The sequence below is a fragment of the Paenibacillus sp. 01T431 genome (assembly GCF_056398625.1).
This window is the reverse complement of the sequence record NZ_JBFTPT010000007.1, coordinates 235340-253407: the sequence shown is the minus strand read 5'-3', so window position 1 is coordinate 253407 and position 18068 is coordinate 235340. Positions and strand designations below refer to the sequence as shown.

The window sequence follows — 18068 nt, the reverse complement described above, 5'->3', positions numbered from 1 at the left end:
TTTAACCATAGATAGACAAGCAGAAGGGAGTTTAAGCGATGGCTAAATTCAGTAAAGCTTTTCATGCAGCATTGTCAATCACACTTGTCGTTGTACTTGCACTAACAGGATGTTCAAGCAATAATGGGGCGAATTCCGGGGTAAAGGAAGGAACCGACAACAAGCCGGATTCTAGCAAAGCTGCGTTTGTGCTTGGGGATCAACCGCTCGAGTTTTCTTTTTACGGCCATTATGATTGGTATACGATGCCTCCTTGGGGCGACGATTTATCGACGAAATGGATTAAGGAGAATAAGAAAGTAAATGTGGTGCCAATCAGCTCAGGAGGCAATGCGAAACAAAAGTTCAACACGATGATTGTAGCGGGAGAGCTGCCTGATGTGATCTGGATGGAGCGCAACGCAGACGTAGAGAAGCTGCGCTCAGAAGGAATGCTCGTTGCTTTTGACGATTACTTAGATAAATATCCGAATTTGAAGAAATGGGCTGGTGAGGCTACGCTGGATATGCTTCGCTCATCCGACGGCAAGCTGTATCAGTTTCCGAACTGGTATACGACGCAGCCTAATGGCAATGCAGGTTATTTGGTAAACAAGAAGATCCATGATGAGCTTGGCAAGCCGAGCTTGGAAACAACGGACGATCTTTATGCTTACTTGAAGCTGGTGAAAGAGAAATATCCGGATGTAGTCCCTCTGGAAGTAGGACAAAGCGCTTCGGGTATCGATATTATGGCATCCGCTTTTGCTGAAAATCGTCCTTATACGTACAATGCAATGATGGCTGTACCGTCAGGCGATAAGCTGGTATCGATCTTTACAGATCCTGTCTACCGGGAATCGATTCAATACGCAAGCAGATTATACCGTGAAAGACTGATTTCGCAAGATAGCTTTACGCAAAAGGCTGAGCAGGTGGAGCAGAAGATTGTAACGGGAAAAATAGCAGTTTACGCGGCTTCCAGCCCGACGGAGTATGGTGCAAAGGGGAATGCGCTATTGGCGGCCAAGGACCCAAGTGCGGGGTATTTCATCACATGGCCGGTTCATAAAGCGGGACTTGATAAAAACAAAATATTCCCTGGCGATTACAAGCAGCTAGGCTGGAACGTCAGTGTCATTACGAAAGCGGCTAAAAACCCAGAAGCGATCTTCGCATTTTTGGATTGGTTCACGGGTCCAGAAGGACAGCGCCTTAGTATGTGGGGACCAGAGGGGATTTATTGGGACGGAGTGGATGCTGATGAAGCGCCATTGTTCACCGATAAGTTTGTAAATGACGTGGAAGAGCGCGAGGCATTAATGGCTTCAATCGTTAACTTTCAATGGGTAGGAAATACGGTATATGTAGACAACTCGAAGATGAAGTTTGAATCCACACTGCCTGTGGAGAAACGGAGCTGGGAAACATACTGGCAATCGGAAATTACGTGGAAAACGCAGCTCGATACGACAGAGTTCGTTAACTTGGACCCTGCTGGAGATACAGATGAGGGCATCGTTGGTTCAAGCGTATTCTCCATCTATGAGAAGTCGAGAGCGAAAGCGATTATGAATGCATCCTCCGATGCAGAAGTTAATCAAATTTTGGATAAGGCTGAAGCCGATGCACAGCAAGCTGGTTATGAGAAGCTTTTGAAATACAAGACAGAGAAGTGGCAAGAAAACGTAAGCAAATTAAAAAAATAGTGTTTTTAATTACAGGCTAGCTGGCTTCAACTGCAGCAGTGGGATTGGAGGCTATATTCTCTATTGTTCATGCTTAAGCGATTAGTTTGCATGCATGGCGAGAAGAGAATAGCCTCCAAAACCAAGTATTCGCATGGGAGAGAATATAATTGACATATTATTTGGGTGTGGATGGTGGAGGCAGTAAAACGATCGCTGTTGTATGTGACGAAATGGGGAGGGTTGTGGGCGCTAGTGAGAGCGGCTGCGGCAATCATCAATTAGGAGTAGAACTTGCTAGAAGCAATATTCAGGCTGCTGTTATCCATGCCATGATGCATGCAAAAGTAACACAGGAGCAGATTGCGTATGCAGTATTTGGTTTGGCGGGAGCAGATCGCGAAGCTGACTTTGAAATATTAAGGCCGATGATCGCGAAGCTTGGGTTTGAAAACTACGAGATCGTTTGCGATACGGTAATCGGTCTGAGAGCCGGTACGAAGCAGCCGGATGGGGTTGTTGTCATATGCGGCAGCGGGACAAACAGCTTTGGCGTTAATCGCCATGGCGAGAGCTTGCAATGCGGCGGATTCGGTTATGCTTTCGGTGATTTTGGCGGAGGAAGCTTGCTGGCAGTGGAAGTTTTTCGTTCAGTTATACGCTCATGGGAGGGCAGAGGGCAAGCTACCTTGCTTACGGATCTGACCCTTGAACAACTAGGCTACGACACCGTTGAAAATATGTTCCACGACTACTTGAATCAGGGCAGGATGATTCCTCACCAGCTTGCGAAGCTGCTGTTTGAAGCGGCGGAGCAAAAGGATGAGGTAGCTTGCAGCATTCTGCAGAGGCAGGGTGAGGAGCTTGGCATGACGGCGAGTGCTGTCATTTCGAAGCTGAGTATGAATCATGATGTATTTGATCTCGTTATGGTTGGCAGTGTGCTGACCCGCGGCGACAGCCGCTACGTTGCGCCTTATTTGGAGGAGCATGTGAAACGGGCAGCTCCAAATTGCAGCTTGACCGTGTTGACGATGGAGCCTGTGGCAGGCGCGATTTTACTAGCTATGGATAAAACGACTTCTTCTATTGAAGAGTCTGTATATGCTTGTTTACAACAATGTTTATCAGTGAAGGAGGCGCAAGCAGAATGGGTGATCGATTAAAGGTAGTCGTTATTGGCGGAGGATCTTCTTATACGCCAGAGTTGATTGAAGGTTTTATATTAAATTATGCGACCTTTCCTGTGACGGAAATTGTGCTGGTAGACATACCGGAGGGACGGAATAAGCTGGCTATTGTCGGTCAGCTTGCCAAACGCATGATTGAGAAATCAGGCTTGCCTATTAAGCTGGATTTGACGCTGGATCGACGCTCAGTGCTGGCGGATGCTGACTTTGTAACGACGCAAATGCGTGTCGGCCGATTGGAAGCGCGCGGCTGGGATGAGTCTATTCCACTCAAATACAATATGATTGGGCAGGAGACGACGGGTGCAGGCGGGATGATGAAGGCTCTGCGCACCATTCCTGTTCTTCTTGAAATCTGCAAGGATATGGAGGAGCTTTGCCCAGAGGCATGGCTGCTTAATTTCACCAACCCGGCCGGCATGGTTACAGAGGCTATCCATAAGCATTCACGCATCAAATCAATTGGGCTATGCAACTCTCCAATAGCTGCATATAAATGGCTGTCATCGTTGTACCAAGTACCGGTAGAGCAAATCCAATGCGAATTCGCTGGGCTTAATCACCTGCACTGGATTAGCTCCATTACAGTTAATGGTGAATCCAAGCTGGATGAGCTCTTGAATAACCAAGACGGGTACTCCGCCAAAAACGTACCTCAATACGCTTGGAATGGCAGTTTGCTTCGTTCATTGCGAGCAATCCCATCCTATTATTTAAAATATTTTTATTTGCAGCGCGAAATCTTGGCTGAGCAGCAAGCAGCGGCTGCCAAAGGTGAAACGCGGGCGGAGACGGTTCAGCGGCTTGAGGATGAGCTGTTCGAAATTTACCAGGACCCAAATTTGTCGGAGAAACCAAAGCAGCTTGAACAGCGCGGCGGTGCTTATTATTCGGAGGCGGCTGTAAAGCTGATGAACTCGCTGTATAACGACAGCGGTGATATTCAAACGTTAAACGTGCCAAATCAAGGGGTGCTGGACTTTCTGCCGGATGACGCTTGTATTGAAGTAAACTGTGTCGTTACGAAGGAAGGGCCAATTCCGCAGCCTGTAGCTATTGTGCCAGCGGCAGCGAAAGGACTCATTCATGCTGTGAAAGTGTATGAGCAGTTGGCTATTGAGGCAGCTGTATCCGGCAATAGGGATACAGCATTGCTGGCACTGGCGCATCACCCACTCGTTGATTCAACGAATGACGCGCAGCGTATGCTGGATGAGATGCTGGAGCAGAACAAAGCGTATTTGCCACAGTTTTTTGCAGAGTAAGCAGAATATGAATGAACGAAGACGTCTTCGCCGAATAGGGTGAGAGACGTCTTTTTTTGCGCTTAGTAAGCTCAGTCGCAATCGCCCGCAATAACTGTTACATTAGAATTAAAATATGAGTTAGGCATAGGTTCCGTATAATTTCAGCTTGTTTATAAGCCTATATAATGGAGGGTTGCGTATATGTCATCTTTTAAAGCGCTTGTGATTAACAAAGTAGAAAATGAGATTATCGCAAATACACAGCAGTTGGACTTAAACGATTTGCCGCAGGGTGAATTGCTTATTAAGGTTGCGTATTCCAGTGTGAATTACAAAGATGCGTTAGCTTGTTTGCCTAATGGCGGTATTGTGAAAAGTTATCCTTTTGTACCGGGTATTGATTTGGCGGGTACGGTTGTATCGAGTGAAGATGAGAGATTCCAAAAGGGCGACGAAATTGTGGTCACGGGATTTGGGCTCGGCGTCAATCATTTTGGCGGTTTTAGCGAATATGCCCGTGTGCCTGCGGAATGGACAATCAAGCTGCCGCAAGGTTTGTCGATGAAGGAAGCCATGATACTGGGGACGGCAGGTTTTACGGCGGCTTTGTCCGTATATGAGCTTGTGCAAAATGGCATTCGGCCAGAGGATGGTCCTATTCTTGTTACTGGTGCAACTGGAGGAGTAGGCAGTATTGCTGCTGCAATTGCGGCGAAGCTTGGATATGAGGTGGCGGCGAGTACGGGGAAACTGGATAAGCAGCAGTATTTGCTTGATTTAGGCGTAAAACGAATTCTGCCTAGAGAAGAGCTTCTATCTGGTTCCAAGCAGCCTCTGGACAAGCAGATATGGGCAGGAGCTATTGATTGTGTGGGCGGGGAGACATTAACCGCGGTGCTGTCTCAATTAAAATATGGCGGCGCCGTAGCGGCGAGCGGTTTGACAGGCGGAGCGGGCCTTTCGATGACCGTATACCCATTCATCATAAGAGGAGTGCGGCTGATCGGTATTGATTCCGTCATGGCAGGGATGGAGATTCGCTGCAAAATATGGGCGCTGTTGGCTGATGCCTATAAGCCAAGTATGCTGGGCGAACTATTCTCGGAAATTAGTCTGGACCAGGTGAGCGACCAGGTAGCTACCCTCTTGAATGGGCAAGCCAAAGGCAGAGCCATTGTAAAGCTATAACGATACAAAAGAGCAATTGCCCTCATGCGGGCAATTGCTCTTTTTGTTAAAGCTAACCTCGTTTTAATCTCCGTGCGCGGAATTGCTTGTATTGAAAATAGATCGTGCAGCCGATGCAAAAGCCGAGAATGGCGGCTAGCGCAGCAGCTCCCATCATTCCAGCAAATATATAACCAGCTGCAGACCAGCCGAGCATAAAGCCAAGCAGCGAGAAGGTGAGGAAACCTACACCTAGGGAGTTGTTGAAGCGCTGCAGCTCAGCTGCTTCTGTTTGTGCGGAAGAAATTCGACCGTTTAGGAAAGGGCGAGCCACAATAATGAATAAATTAGCTTTGGGACCGAAAATAAGTCCAATTATTTGAATAATCCAAAGTGCTGCAATAAGCCAAGGCAACTGCAGGCCTATCGCAAGAAGAAGTACGGCAACGATACCGACTTGATTACTTCGAACAAATGGAATGGGAATCTCCTTCATTATAAAAACCAACTTTCCGTATTGGATTTATATAATTTAATAGTAGATAATTTAAGCTCTTTTGGCAATAACCAAATGATTAATCGATCAAAAATATTATTAAATGACAACTTTCGATAACTACCAATTTTTTTCAATATTCATATATAATAGATTAATAATACTAAAGAACTAATTTCTTTGATAAGAGGTAGATAGATTAGTGAAGCTCACAGGTATCGATATGTTTAAAGGGCTCTCTAATGTAGAGCTTGCGAAGCTGCTGGGGATGCTTGATAAACAACAGATTCCTGCGGGAACGAGGTTGTTCCATCAAGGCGAGCATGGCGATCAAATGTTCATCATAGAAGGCGGCACGATTGAGCTATTCTCAAAAACGGATGACAGTGTTCGGCGTTCGCTTGCCGTGCTTGGGCCAGGTGAGGTTTTTGGTGAAATGGCTCTGCTTACTGGGGAAGCGCGGTCTGCTGAGGCCGTAGCTGCGGAGGATGCTGTACTGCATATCATTGACAGCAGGATGTTTGACCGCCTTGTTGCTGAGAATGCAATTTTCTCATCCTATTTCATCAAGCTGCTTTCGCAACGATTGATTGCAACGAATGCGAAGCTTCAAGCATCTAAGAAAACGGAATCCGAGCGAATTGCGTATGAGCTTGGACAATTGCGCGAGCTATCGGCTCGTTTTCTGCAGTGGTGCGCACATGTTCCTCTTATTAGCAGAGGGCTTGTGGAGCATACCTATGGCATGACGATGCAAAGGGAGCTCTCAGACAATCTCTTCCTTCGGGAGTGCTTTCAAGATGATCCATTAACATCGGAATGGTTGACTCTTGCAAGCGGTATTAAGCCAGTTCTTAATGATATAAGCAAGGAACGGTATGGGTACGAGGAAATGGCTGGTTGGCTGGATAAAGCGACCTCGTGGTATGTTTCTCAAGGTAACTGGGTCGCATTCATCATGATCCAAGCGGATAAAGGGAACTGGCCAGCAACGCTAGACACGTATGCTCGCATAGAAGGAGAGGTTACGGATCATCAGCGCGCTGAGCTTTTTCGTACCATTAGCCGCTGCCCTAGAGATATACTCGCAGGGAATTACACAGTGCTGCAAACCTATCTTCCTTACTGTGAGAAAAATGCGCCGGAAATTGGGCTTGCTGTTATAGAAGCCTCTTTAAATCAGCCTAACAAATTTCAATCGCATGAGCTATTGTTTTTGTACGAGTGCGGAACGGAGCTTAGCAGACGTGTGGGCAGAAACAATCAAGCGCTGGATTATTTGAAGCTGGCGGATGCATTAGCTAGCACTTTATCCTTCAATAAAGTTGAATTGCCGGATGCTGATCGGGCGTATGGATTAGCCAAACAAAAGCTGGCTCGAAAACGCAGCGAGGTGCTCGTGAAAGGCGCCGGACGTTTGTTGAAGGGGAATCGTGTTGCTGAAGCAGGGGCTGTCATGGCGGCGCTGCTCTGCATCATACTTTCTTTCCTGTTAGATCCTATTGGCGGTTTAACTGAGGCGGGCATGCGGTTTATCGGAATTGCGCTAGCCGCAGTCATTATGTGGATTGTTCCGATTATGCCGGATTACATTGTGGCGCTTGGCATGATTATGCTGTGGGTGCTGGGGGGCGTTGCCTCTCCGGAAACGGCACTGTCGGGATTTGCGTCAAGCTCGTGGCTCTTCATGATTTCTATTATGGCGATAAGTGCGGTAATAACAAAATCAGGCATTTCTTACCGCTTTGCGCTCCATGCTTTAAAAAGATTTCCTGCCCATTACCGCGGACAGCTTTGGGGCATTATTGCAGGCGGGGTCCTACTTAATCCGCTGCTTCCTTCATCCTCTGCCAAGGTATCGCTTGGCGTTCCGATGGCACAGACGCTCGCCGAATCGCTCGGCTTTGAAGAGAGGAGCAAGGGAGCCGCTGGCCTTGGGCTGATTGCTATGATTTTCTTTGGCTTTACCGCGCCTTTTGTTATGACAGGCTCATACACCAATATTATGGCTTATGGCCTTGCTTCTACAGAGCAATCGGTATCGTGGCTGCAATGGTTATTGTATGCGCTGCCGGGGTTTGTTATTTTTGCCACTGTGTTGATTATTGTATTGCTCTTTATGTTCCGTAAGATCGAGCCTGCCAAAGTTGTCACAAGCGAAGTGCTTAATGAACAGTTGAAGCTGCTTGGACCGCTTACAAAGGATGAGCGAGTATCGGTCTGGACGATTATATGCTGCATTGGGCTTATGGTGCTTCAACCGCTTCACGGGATTGAGAGTACATGGATTATGTTGATGGGTTTTGCGGTTTTAGTTATTAGCGGCGTGCTTGATAAACAGACAATTTCTACCGGAATAGATTGGACTTTTTTATTGTTTCTCGGGGCTGCATTTAGCTTTGCGGGCGTCGCCGAGCAGCTAGGGATTGCTGAGCTGTTATCCTCCTTTCTTGGAGAGCATATGTCTGTTTTTGTCAGCACGCCTGCCTTATTCCTTGTTGCAGTCATTCTCGTTTCCTTTATCGTTACGCTAGTCATTCGAGATGATCCAGCTGTTATTTTACTTATCACCGCTATTGTTCCTTTAGGAGAAACAGTAGGTATTCATCCTTGGGTGCTCGTATTTGTCATATTGCTTGCAACAGATCCGTTTTTCTTTGCTTATCAGTCCCCTACCTATTTAACTGCCTATTACAGCTCGGAGGGGAAAGCGTTTACCCATCGTCAAGCCGGGAAGCTTGCACTCGGTTATGCGTTTGCGGTTCTGCTTATAGCTGTGCTCTGTGTTCCATATTGGAAGTGGCTTCATCTCATTTAACGAAAAAGAAGGGAAAGGAGGATATTATGAAAATAAAGCTTATACATATTATGGGCCTGCTTGCTGTACTGGTTATTTTCTTCCTGTATAGAGGAACATTTGATCGAATGGACTATTTTTTCCAAGATCGTTTTATGCAAAAGGAAAGCCCTGTCGAAACTCAAATTGCGATTATCGCTATTGATGATGAAAGTGTGAGTGAATTTGGGAGCTGGCCTTGGAATCGAAATGTTCATGCTCAATTGGTTGATATGCTCTCCGAAGGAAAACCCGCAGTTATTGCGTTTGACGTCACTTTTCCTGCACCGTCGGCAGATGATTCATCATCGGATGAAGCGCTAATCAGCGCAGTGGAAAATGCGGGCAATGTCGTTTTTCCCGTATATGGAACATTTGAAGCTTCAGCCAAGCAGGGCGCAATTGAAGCACTTGAAATATCCGAGCCGTTTCCGGCACTTAAGGAGGCGGCAGCGGCGGTTGGACATATCAACACGATACCGGACCGCGACCACGTTGTACGCAACTCTTTATATCGTTTTATGTATGAAGGCGAGCAGGTCGAAAGCTTTTCTTGGACAATTTATAAAATGTACATGGAGCGCCTCGGCAAAAGTGTAAGTGCGGATATGCTTCCACTTGATGCATTTGGACAGTTTCATATTCCCTATACGGAGCGGCCGGGGCAATATGAAGCGATTCCTTACGCTGCTGTACTGAACGGGGATGTGCCTGCGGATTATTTTCAGGATCGCATTGTGCTTATTGGACCGTATGCCACGGGCTTTAAGGATGAGTACCTGACGCCATTGCAGGTGAAAAAAATGATGTACGGGGTGGAAATACACGCGAACATTATACAGGCTCTGCTCGAAAATGATCTTAAGCATGAGCTTAATTGGAAATGGAATGCGCTGATTTTGCTCCTTGCGGCTTCGCTTGCCTACTTCTTATTCCGGAAGTGGAATATGCTTATCTCGTTTTTGGCGGTTGCGGTTATTCTTGTCGCGTTTGTAGTAGGAAGCAGCTACTTGTACGGTCAGGGAATCATCATATCAATCGGCTATGTGGTGCCGCTGCTGATTATTAGTTGCATCATTGTTGTTGGGTTCCATTACGTAGAGGAATTGCTGGAGCGGCGCAGAGTGACGGATATATTCGGCAGATACGTGGCGCCTGAGGTCGTTAACCAGATTTTGAAAAATGGTGAAGAGGGCCTAAAACTGGGCGGAACGCGCCGTGAGTTAACTGTGCTTTTTGTCGATATTCGCGGCTTTACGCCTCTCTCAGAGAAGGCGGAGCCGGAGGAAATCGTTGAAATACTAAATGAATACTTGGATCTTGCCGCCAACTGCATCTTTAAATTCGAAGGTACGCTGGATAAGTTTATCGGTGATGCAGCCATGGCGATTTTCAATGCGCCGCTGCTTCTTGAAGACCATCCAATGCGAGCGGTGGAAGCGGCGTGGGCAATGAAAGAGGGCTCAGCTGCATTGGAGCGCAAGTTAATTGAACGATTTGGCTTTGGTGTGAAGTTTGGTCTTGGCATTCATACGGGGCCAGCCGTCTTCGGCAACATAGGTTCGAAGAGCAGGATGGACTACACCGCTATTGGAGACACGGTTAATACGACAGCTAGGCTGGAGAGCAATGCAAAGCCAGGACAAATAATTATGAGCGATGCGGTCTATCAGGTGGTTAAAGATCGTGTTATTGCGAACGCTCTGGGCGAGATCAAGGTAAAAGGAAAAGAACAGGGCATCTCAATCTATGAATTGGAGGGACTAAAATGAAGACGTTAAAGCTAGTTTTTGTGACTTTGCTAGTCATGGCCATTATTATGCCGACATCTGTTTTTGCGAAGGATACGGAAAAGGCGGGGAAAATAACGACCATTTCAGGCAAAGCGGAAGTGAAAAAGAGCGGCGGGTCCAAGAAATTTAATGCTTTTAAAGGAATGGCTATAACAAAAGGCGATACGATACTAACCGGCAGTGATGGGAAAATAACGATGGACCTGGACAGCGATAAAGAAGTCACGATTGGCACGGATACCACGCTTGTTGTGAGTGAACTGGTCAAAAGTGCAAAGGCACTGGGCGGCAAAACGAGTCTAAGCCTGCTGAAGGGAAAGGTTCTTGTCACGATTAAGAAGAAGCTTGACGGCGATTCTAGGTTTGAGATTGAGACGCCAACTGCCATTATGGGCGTTATGGGGACGCAGTTTACCGTTACGTATGAGAATAACGAGAGCTACTTGGGTGTATTTGAAGGCGCAGTAAAAACGAAGCATGGGCTAGGGCTAACGGACGAGACGACGGTTAATCCGAATGAACAGCTGCCACTGAATAAAGATGGGGCAGGAGTAAAGGAAAAGCTGAATTATCTCGATCTTCCGTTGGTCGGCCTGGAGCATTATCTTCTGCTGCTTCAAAAGGACGCCAAAGCGGATAAGGCAATAATTGAGCAAGTTAAAGCACTAATTGAAAAGAAAAAACAAGAGGAAGCGGCGGCAGCTGCAGGCGGTAGTGGAGGTTCACAAACCAACTCTACTATTGTATATGAGGACAATGCGGGAACAGGCGGCAGCAGCGGTGGAGGCGGCAACCCAGTCGTGACGCCAACGCCAACGGCGTCACCGACTCCAACACCAACGGCGTCACCGACGCCAACACCAACGGCGTCACCGACGCCAACACCAACGGCGTCACCGACGCCAACGCCAACAGCGTCACCGACGCCAACACCAACGGCGTCACCGACGCCAACACCAACGGCGTCACCGACGCCAACACCAACGGCGTCACCGACGCCAACACCAACGGCGTCACCGACGCCAACACCAACGCCAGAACCTGTGCCGCCAACGCTAGATTTAACGATGTTTTATAATCATTTAGAATCGTATATGAAAAATGACAAAACGTTTATTTTGCCATTTACGACAACACTTGCTCTTAATGATTCTAGTACAAATATCGTCAAATTTGAGGTGCGTCAGGATGACGCTGGTGAATTTGAAAGTCTAGATATCGTTGAGACGGTTGATATACATCCATCTGAACCTAATCAGCTGGTGGTTAAATTAAAAGAAGCTGTGCAATACGGCTCTATCATTCGTATAACGGTCTATGAAAATAAATTAAAAAATTCGGAAACCAATGATGTGCAGACGAATGAACAAGTTACAGCAAGAGGAGAAATGGAACAAGGGTTTCAATTTATAAATAACAGTGAATACCCGCCAATTGAATTTATTTTAGGGAAAACCGATTACTACACAAATATATCCTTTAGAACTTTTGGTTATGGAATGCCTGAATGGCCTTCTGAGGGGAACTCCCCGTACATCAGAATAACTAGAGTTTGCCCAGTGGAAGAAACGGAGGAGTGTTACCCGTTTTTTGAATATAACCTTAGCGGTGCCTTACTATTTAGCATGACTGGTCCTGATACGGCGAATGTTATGTTAAAAGGAAATTATTTTGCCGAAGGCAATTTACGGCCTGGAGCATATCGCTTAAGTATTTCTTTGAAAAATGGCAGTAATGGTCAGGTTGAAAACTTTCTAGAGCTTGATATTACGGTACGGGTAGCTAATCCTCCGAAGGCTTTATCCAATGTGGCATTTATGGAGGATGAGTATACGTTAGTGCTTCCATTTACTACGAGCCTTGCTTTTGGGAATTATTCTCCAAAAGATGGTTTGGTAATTTATAAATGCGACGCGGTAGAGCTTCCAGAGGGCAGAACATGTAGAAATGCGGAGCTGCCCCTCCACATAGCGGATATTGAGAGTGTTGCTGTTGACCAAGATAATCAAACGCAGCTCATTGTAAAGCTTAAAGATCCCATTGCATACAACTCAAATATTGATGTGTATGTAATACCGAATGCTTTGAAGAACCTAGTTAATGGTGATTTTCAAGAAAACGAGCAGCATTTCTCTTTAGATAGCAAAGTAACTGCCTTTCCTAGATACGTAGATTTTGAGAACAGGCCCGTTATAGTGAAGGATAAGGAGCTTTTCATCTACACACATGGTTATGAACTGGGAGAGATAATGATTAATGGAAATTTGTGTGCGGAAGAGCCATTTTGCTTTGGGTTTGAAAATACGCCGCTAGAGAGCGATGCATATGAGCTCGAGAATGATGGTGTATATATAAAACTCATACTTAAAGGGTCTTATTTCAGTATGGAACTAGCAAGAGGCGAGGGAAATATCACAATACCCATTATGAAAAAAGAGGAACAAATTGACGAGATAATTATTCCCTTCCATATTATAAGGCCAATAACTATAGATTAAATATCGAAAGGAGCAATGCTATGAAAAGCAATATTAAATGGCTAGCAGCAAGCACAGCGCTTGCGACGATGCTAGTTTCGTTTCATGCAACAGCATTCGCGGCGAATGAGCAGCCAGTAGAAATAAGAGAGACGGAGAACGTCGCTAAAGTTTCCAATGTCATCGAGAAAGCAAGCCAACCTTGGGGGCTGGCTTCTGCCCCTGATGGGAGCATCATTGTTGTAGGCTCGGGCAGCAATCAGATTAGCAAATGGCAAAATGGGAAGCTTACTCCTGTTACGACAAAGACGGAAGCGGGCTATTTCGATGGGACGATTGCCAATTCAACGTTCAATCAACCGTCTTCTACTGTAGTGAACAGCAAGGGTGTCATTTATGTAAGTGACACCGACAATCACGTTGTGCGCAGAATTGTAAACGATCGAGTATACACGGCTGCGGGCAATGGCAAGCCAGGAAATAAAGACGGCAAATTTGGCGATGCGCAGTTTAACTCCCCAACGGGACTAGCAATAGACAGCAAAGACAATGTTTATGTAGCAGACTCCCTAAACCATGTCATTCGTGTCATTACTCCCGAAGGCGTAACATCTACCTTTGCTGGAGTTGCCGGCGAAATAGGCGGGTACAAGGACGGAAGCGCAGCGCAAGCTTTGTTTAATGAACCGATGGGACTTGTGTTCGACGATAAGGGCGGCTTATATGTAGCTGACAGCGGCAATCATCTTATTCGTTATATTTATGATGGCAAGGTCAAGACGGTAGCTGGAAAACCGACAGCTGTCGATGCGCTTACCGGTTATATGGCAGGCGGCTATGGGAATGGCATAAGCGCTGAAGCGCGGTTTAATCGGCCGCGCGGGCTGGCATTTGCCGATGGAGTTTTGTTTGTTGCAGACAGCTTGAATAACCGAATTCGTGCTCTGCAAGCGGATGGGAAAGTCATTTCAATTGCAGGTCAAGGTACGCCTGGCGATAAAGTTGGAGAGGTTGAACAAGCGCAGTTCAATCAACCGTCTTCCTTGCTGTATTTGAGCGGTAAACTGTATATAGCCGACACGTTAAACAATAGCGTTAAGGTGCTGACGGTGAACCCTAAGGCTCTCAATCCTATTCGTACGAAAGAAGAGCTGATTGCAGGTACGGAGCTGCTGCCGGCGAGCAAAGATATTCAAGTATGGCTGGATAACAAGCAAGTGAAATTCACTGCTGTGCAAAAGCCTTTTAAGAGCGGAGAAAAAACATATCTTCCTGTGAGAGCTGTCTTTGGTGCATGGGGAGCGAACATAAAGTGGAATGCTGCGGCCAAGGAAGTGCAGCTGACCAAAAACAACTGGAAGCTTTCGCTAAAAGTAAATGCGAAGCATACGGTTATTGTTGAAAAAGGCGCTTTATACGTAGATGCGCAATATTTAGCTGACGCCGCTTCATTTTTGTTTGCTTTTGATAGTGAATACAATGCTATTATTATGAGTAGTGAGTAATAAGTAGCAAAATTCCCTATCGCTGGAATGGAGGCTGTACAATGACTTTGGAAAATCGCTCGCAAAATAATGTAGACCGTTTCTCAGGCTTTCAAAATGATTACGACCAGCATCGTCCGAAAGCCCCTGCCGCAGTTGTAAATATTTTGACAAGCTATTTGGGAAGAGTGCCAAGCGTTGTGGCGGATGTTGGATGCGGAACGGGGCTGTCCTCCTTTATATGGCTCGGGAATGCGGAGCGAATTATAGGTTTTGAGCCAAATGACGATATGAGAAGCAAAGCGCTGGCTCATTTGTCTAAGCTCCCCGAGGATCAGTCCATTTCGTTCATCAAAGGGTATTCTGACCAGCTTAATTTAGATGCGGACAGTGTTGATATTGTAACCTGCTCGCAGTCATTTCATTGGATGGAGCCCGTCAGCACGCTCTCTGAATTTGCCCGCGTTCTGAAGCCGGAAGGTGTATTTGCCGCCTATGATTGCGATTGGCCTCCTACGCTGCACTGGGCTGTCGAATTAGAATATAAGCAGCTTATGGATCGTTCTGAGGAGATTATTGCTGCTCATATCCCAGAGAAGGATCAAGCGATCAAACGAGATAAGGAACAGCATTTGACACAAATCCATAACAGTGGTCTCTTCCGTTTCTCCAAAGAAATCGTGTTCCATAACATGGAGCGCTGCGACGCAGAGCGTTATATTGGTCTGGCTATTAGCCAAGGCGGCATTCAAGCGGTCTTCAAGCTTGGCTCGATGGCGCTGGAAGAGCAATTGCAGAGCTATCGCAGCAGTGTCGAGCGTTATTTTGCGGGAAGAACGCTTGATGTCATGTTCAGCTACCGCATGCGGATAGGTGTAAAATAGAGCATTATTAGCGCTTAAATGGTGCAGAAGGCAGTCTTGTCGTGAGGACAAGGTTGCCTTCTTTTTTTATTGCTAAAATGACCGCAAAACGTATTTGCATGTATAATGCAGGTTAAGTGTGATTTATTGTAAGGAGGACTTAGCTTGTCACCTAGAAATGTAGAAAAAGATAAAATGATGCGTGAAAAAAAGATGCAGCATATTCTTGATTGTGCCCTGAAGGTTATGGCGATTAATGGTTTTCAATTAACGAGCATTCAAGATATAGCGAAAGAAGCAAAGGTTAGTGTGGGTAATGTCTATCACTACTATGCTTCGAAAGAAGAGATATTCAGCGAGGTGCTGCGCTCGGGGCAGACGAATTATGGGAAGTATGTAACCGATTTAGCGGCCATGGATATGGAACCGATCGCTAAACTTAGGGTAATGCTTGCCTCTTGGCTCTCATTGGAGACAAATTGGGCGTTTACGATTCTTATGCATACGGCAAGGTTATCCGAGTCTACTCCGCCAGACATTAAGAAGGCGATCACGGATCGTTTTACAGTAAACCTAGGCCCTGTCGCCGATATTATGAATGACGGCATACGTAGGGGAATCATCATTGATGAAGATCCCTTGCAGCTTGCTTTTTATTTTGTAAGCCTTATACAAGGCCTGACACTCCAGCGTCCGCCCGATTATGAGGTGAAGGTGGAGATGAATGTTGAGGCGATTATTCGATTATTTGAGATCAAAAAATAGCTTTTTTAGGCATGCGAAAAAAATGTTGACAAAGTTGAAATGATGCCGCAAAATAAGCAACATAACAAACCGAATGAACATTCAAATTGTAGATAGGTTTGACATATGGGCGAATCGACCAGACCACTGGAGATTTAACGTTAGTTATTATACGCGTTAAGTCTTTTTATTTTACCATAATACCAAGTAATCGGGTATTAATAATGCAATATTGAATAGGAGGGGCAGCTTATGGCGGTGGAGATGCTCGTAGTACATGAACTTAATAAGACATTTGCAACACCCTCGGGAGATGTCATTGCGCTTGATCGCATTGGGCTTCAGGTGAAACAAGGGGAATTTATTACGATTATTGGACCGAGCGGCTGCGGCAAAAGCACATTGCTCAAAATTGTAGCAGGGCTCGATACCGGTTATGAAGGAACGGTATTGCTGAATGGAAAACCGATTGAAGGACCGAGCATAGAAAAAGGATTTATTTTTCAAGAACCGAGGCTATTCCCTTGGTTGACGGTGGAGAAAAATATAGCCGCAAATTTATCGCTTCGCAAGCCGGAGGTTCGTAAACGAGTAGATGAGCTCATCGAGCTTGTAAGGCTGAAGGGCTTCGAACAGTCTTATCCTCGTGAGTTATCTGGAGGCATGGCGCAGCGTGTAGCTATTGCAAGAGCGCTGCTTCGCAGTCCTGATATATTGCTGCTGGATGAGCCGTTTGGCGCATTGGATGCTTTTACTCGGTCGCATATGCAAGAGGTGCTGCTTGATATTTGGCAGAAAAACAAAACGACGATGTTGTTTGTGACACATGATTTGGATGAGGCGGTATTTCTGGGCGAGCGAGTCGTCATTATGAATCCGCGTCCGGGTCATATTCGAAAAATATTGCCGATTGATTTGCTGTATCCTCGGAAACGAGCAGGCCATGCTTTTCAAGAGATGCGGCACAAGGTGCTGGGTGAGTTTGAGAAGGTTGAGGGGCCGGAAATCGATCAAGGCGCGGATATTTAATAAACTATTTTTCACCAAAAATAAAGATCGTCGGGGAGAGAATGAAGATGAACAGATTACGCCTTCTTACGGCAGCAATTATTGTATTAGCGGTATTTATTAGCGGCTGCGCGGCTTCTGGCAACGGAAATTCAGACAAGAAAGAAACTGGCAACGCGGGCAACAAAGCAGCAAAGAGCTATGACGGAGTTACTGTAAAGATTGGATATCAGGGCAGCGGCGGTTTAATGGGCAAAGCGATTGAGGAGAAATGGTTTGAAGACGAATTTGGCAAGCTTGGCGTGAAAGTGGAGTACGCGGAATTTCAGAGCGGCCCTCCAATGACAGAGGCAATTGCTTCTAACCGTCTTGATTTCGCTGGGCTTGGCAATATGCCGATCATTGCAGCACAAGCTGCGGACATTAAATTCACAGTCATTTCTCAGGCGCTCGAAGGCAAAAACAATGTCGCGATCATCGTGCCTAAAGATAGCCCGTTTCAAACGGTTGCTGACTTAAAAGGCAAGAAGGTAGCTGTTGCCAAGGGGAGCAACGCATTTAACTTCCTTTACCGCGGCCTTGAAGGTGCGGGGCTTAAAGCATCGGATTTGGAAATTATTCAACTGCAGCCGGATGAAGCACAGCCTGCTTTTGAGACGGGGAAGGTTGATGCGTGGGCGACATGGGAGCCGAACATTACGCTGAACACGCTGCAGGATAAAGCGAAGGTGCTTGCGGACGGCGAACAGCTGGGCGTGCTTTCTCCTTCCTTCAACATTGTTAGAAAACAATTTGCTGATGATTATCCTGAGCTAGTTACCTTGTATCTGAAAGTATGGAACAAAGCGCTTGCTTGGGAAAATGATAAACGTGCCGAATCCACCGAGCGTTATGCGGCAGAGCGTAAAGTGCCTGCGGCATTAATTGAAGCGATCTTCAATCGCTCCAGGACAATTAATATCCCTGTATCGGATGAAATTATTGCAGAGCAGCAAAAGACGGCAGACTTCCAGTTCGACATTAAAGTCATTCGCAAGAAAATCGACGTGTCCACCGTATTTGATAACAAATTTATTGAAGATGCGTTGAAATAATA

The 18068-nt window shown here is 46.2% G+C and carries 13 protein-coding genes; 12 read left to right on the top strand and 1 reads right to left on the bottom strand.

What is annotated here, in order from left to right:
• Positions 1–38 precede the first annotated feature (38 nt).
• From AC1DM9_RS15235 to AC1DM9_RS15220, 4 genes are all read left to right on the top strand, one after another.
• Entirely contained in the window at positions 39–1688 is a 1650-nt protein-coding gene (locus AC1DM9_RS15235; protein ID WP_339206308.1) for an extracellular solute-binding protein, read from the top strand.
• A gap of 149 nt (positions 1689–1837) precedes the next feature.
• On the top strand, positions 1838–2833 hold the full coding sequence (locus AC1DM9_RS15230; protein WP_477548915.1) for an N-acetylglucosamine kinase: 996 nt from the start codon (positions 1838–1840) through the stop codon (positions 2831–2833).
• Positions 2818–4122 (top strand): 6-phospho-beta-glucosidase, encoded by a 1305-nt coding sequence (locus AC1DM9_RS15225; RefSeq protein WP_477580808.1) that lies wholly within the window; start codon positions 2818–2820, stop codon positions 4120–4122. Before AC1DM9_RS15230 ends, AC1DM9_RS15225 begins: the two co-directional genes overlap by 16 nt.
• A gap of 183 nt (positions 4123–4305) precedes the next feature.
• Complete coding sequence (locus AC1DM9_RS15220; protein ID WP_477580806.1) at positions 4306–5292, top strand: oxidoreductase; 987 nt, start codon at positions 4306–4308, stop codon at positions 5290–5292.
• Positions 5293–5344: 52 nt separating this feature from the next.
• On the opposite strand, the gene AC1DM9_RS15215 is transcribed toward AC1DM9_RS15220, so the two are convergent.
• Positions 5345–5767: a DUF4395 domain-containing protein gene (locus tag AC1DM9_RS15215; RefSeq protein ID WP_477580805.1), complete on the bottom strand. Its 423-nt coding sequence runs from the start codon at positions 5765–5767 to the stop codon at positions 5345–5347.
• 202 nt (positions 5768–5969) lie between these two features.
• Between AC1DM9_RS15215 and AC1DM9_RS15210 the strand changes: the two genes are divergently transcribed.
• The 8 genes from AC1DM9_RS15210 (at position 5970) to AC1DM9_RS15175 (ending at position 18066) form a co-directional block, all read left to right on the top strand.
• Positions 5970–8585 (top strand): SLC13 family permease, encoded by a 2616-nt coding sequence (locus AC1DM9_RS15210; RefSeq protein ID WP_477580803.1) that lies wholly within the window; start codon positions 5970–5972, stop codon positions 8583–8585.
• 26 nt (positions 8586–8611) lie between these two features.
• On the top strand, positions 8612–10375 hold the full coding sequence (locus AC1DM9_RS15205; protein WP_477580801.1) for a CHASE2 domain-containing protein: 1764 nt from the start codon (positions 8612–8614) through the stop codon (positions 10373–10375).
• Positions 10372–12894 carry a FecR family protein gene (locus AC1DM9_RS15200; protein WP_477580799.1) on the top strand — a complete coding sequence of 841 codons (2523 nt, stop codon included), beginning with the start codon at positions 10372–10374 and terminating at the stop codon, positions 12892–12894. The genes AC1DM9_RS15205 and AC1DM9_RS15200 overlap by 4 nt, the downstream gene beginning before the upstream one ends.
• Positions 12895–12914: 20 nt before the next feature.
• The gene (locus tag AC1DM9_RS15195; RefSeq protein ID WP_477580797.1) at positions 12915–14378 is read left to right on the top strand and encodes a stalk domain-containing protein; all 1464 of its coding nucleotides are present in this window, start codon (positions 12915–12917) and stop codon (positions 14376–14378) included.
• Positions 14379–14419: 41 nt separating this feature from the next.
• Positions 14420–15241, top strand: a complete 822-nt coding sequence (locus tag AC1DM9_RS15190; protein WP_477580795.1) for a class I SAM-dependent methyltransferase — start codon at positions 14420–14422, stop codon at positions 15239–15241.
• 144 nt (positions 15242–15385) lie between these two features.
• Positions 15386–15985 carry a TetR/AcrR family transcriptional regulator gene (locus AC1DM9_RS15185; RefSeq protein WP_477580793.1) on the top strand — a complete coding sequence of 200 codons (600 nt, stop codon included), beginning with the start codon at positions 15386–15388 and terminating at the stop codon, positions 15983–15985.
• 231 nt (positions 15986–16216) lie between these two features.
• The gene (locus AC1DM9_RS15180; protein ID WP_477580792.1) at positions 16217–16993 is read left to right on the top strand and encodes an ABC transporter ATP-binding protein; all 777 of its coding nucleotides are present in this window, start codon (positions 16217–16219) and stop codon (positions 16991–16993) included.
• Between the two features lie 47 nt (positions 16994–17040).
• Positions 17041–18066, top strand: a complete 1026-nt coding sequence (locus tag AC1DM9_RS15175) for an aliphatic sulfonate ABC transporter substrate-binding protein (RefSeq protein ID WP_477580790.1) — start codon at positions 17041–17043, stop codon at positions 18064–18066.
• The last annotated feature ends 2 nt before the right edge of the window (positions 18067–18068 follow it).

What these genes read in the sequence shown, in the direction of transcription:
- AC1DM9_RS15175 (WP_477580790.1), top strand. Translation starts at nt 17,041, where the DNA reads ATGAACAGATTACGCCTTCTTACGGCAGCAATTATTGTATTAGCGGTA.
- AC1DM9_RS15190 (WP_477580795.1), top strand. Translation starts at nt 14,420, where the DNA reads ATGACTTTGGAAAATCGCTCGCAAAATAATGTAGACCGTTTCTCAGGC.
- AC1DM9_RS15235 (WP_339206308.1), top strand. Translation starts at nt 39, where the DNA reads ATGGCTAAATTCAGTAAAGCTTTTCATGCAGCATTGTCAATCACACTT.
- AC1DM9_RS15220 (WP_477580806.1), top strand. Translation starts at nt 4,306, where the DNA reads ATGTCATCTTTTAAAGCGCTTGTGATTAACAAAGTAGAAAATGAGATT.
- AC1DM9_RS15215 (WP_477580805.1), bottom strand. Translation starts at nt 5,767, where the DNA reads ATGAAGGAGATTCCCATTCCATTTGTTCGAAGTAATCAAGTCGGTATC.
- AC1DM9_RS15225 (WP_477580808.1), top strand. Translation starts at nt 2,818, where the DNA reads ATGGGTGATCGATTAAAGGTAGTCGTTATTGGCGGAGGATCTTCTTAT.
- AC1DM9_RS15195 (WP_477580797.1), top strand. Translation starts at nt 12,915, where the DNA reads ATGAAAAGCAATATTAAATGGCTAGCAGCAAGCACAGCGCTTGCGACG.
- AC1DM9_RS15180 (WP_477580792.1), top strand. Translation starts at nt 16,217, where the DNA reads ATGGCGGTGGAGATGCTCGTAGTACATGAACTTAATAAGACATTTGCA.
- AC1DM9_RS15205 (WP_477580801.1), top strand. Translation starts at nt 8,612, where the DNA reads ATGAAAATAAAGCTTATACATATTATGGGCCTGCTTGCTGTACTGGTT.
- AC1DM9_RS15200 (WP_477580799.1), top strand. Translation starts at nt 10,372, where the DNA reads ATGAAGACGTTAAAGCTAGTTTTTGTGACTTTGCTAGTCATGGCCATT.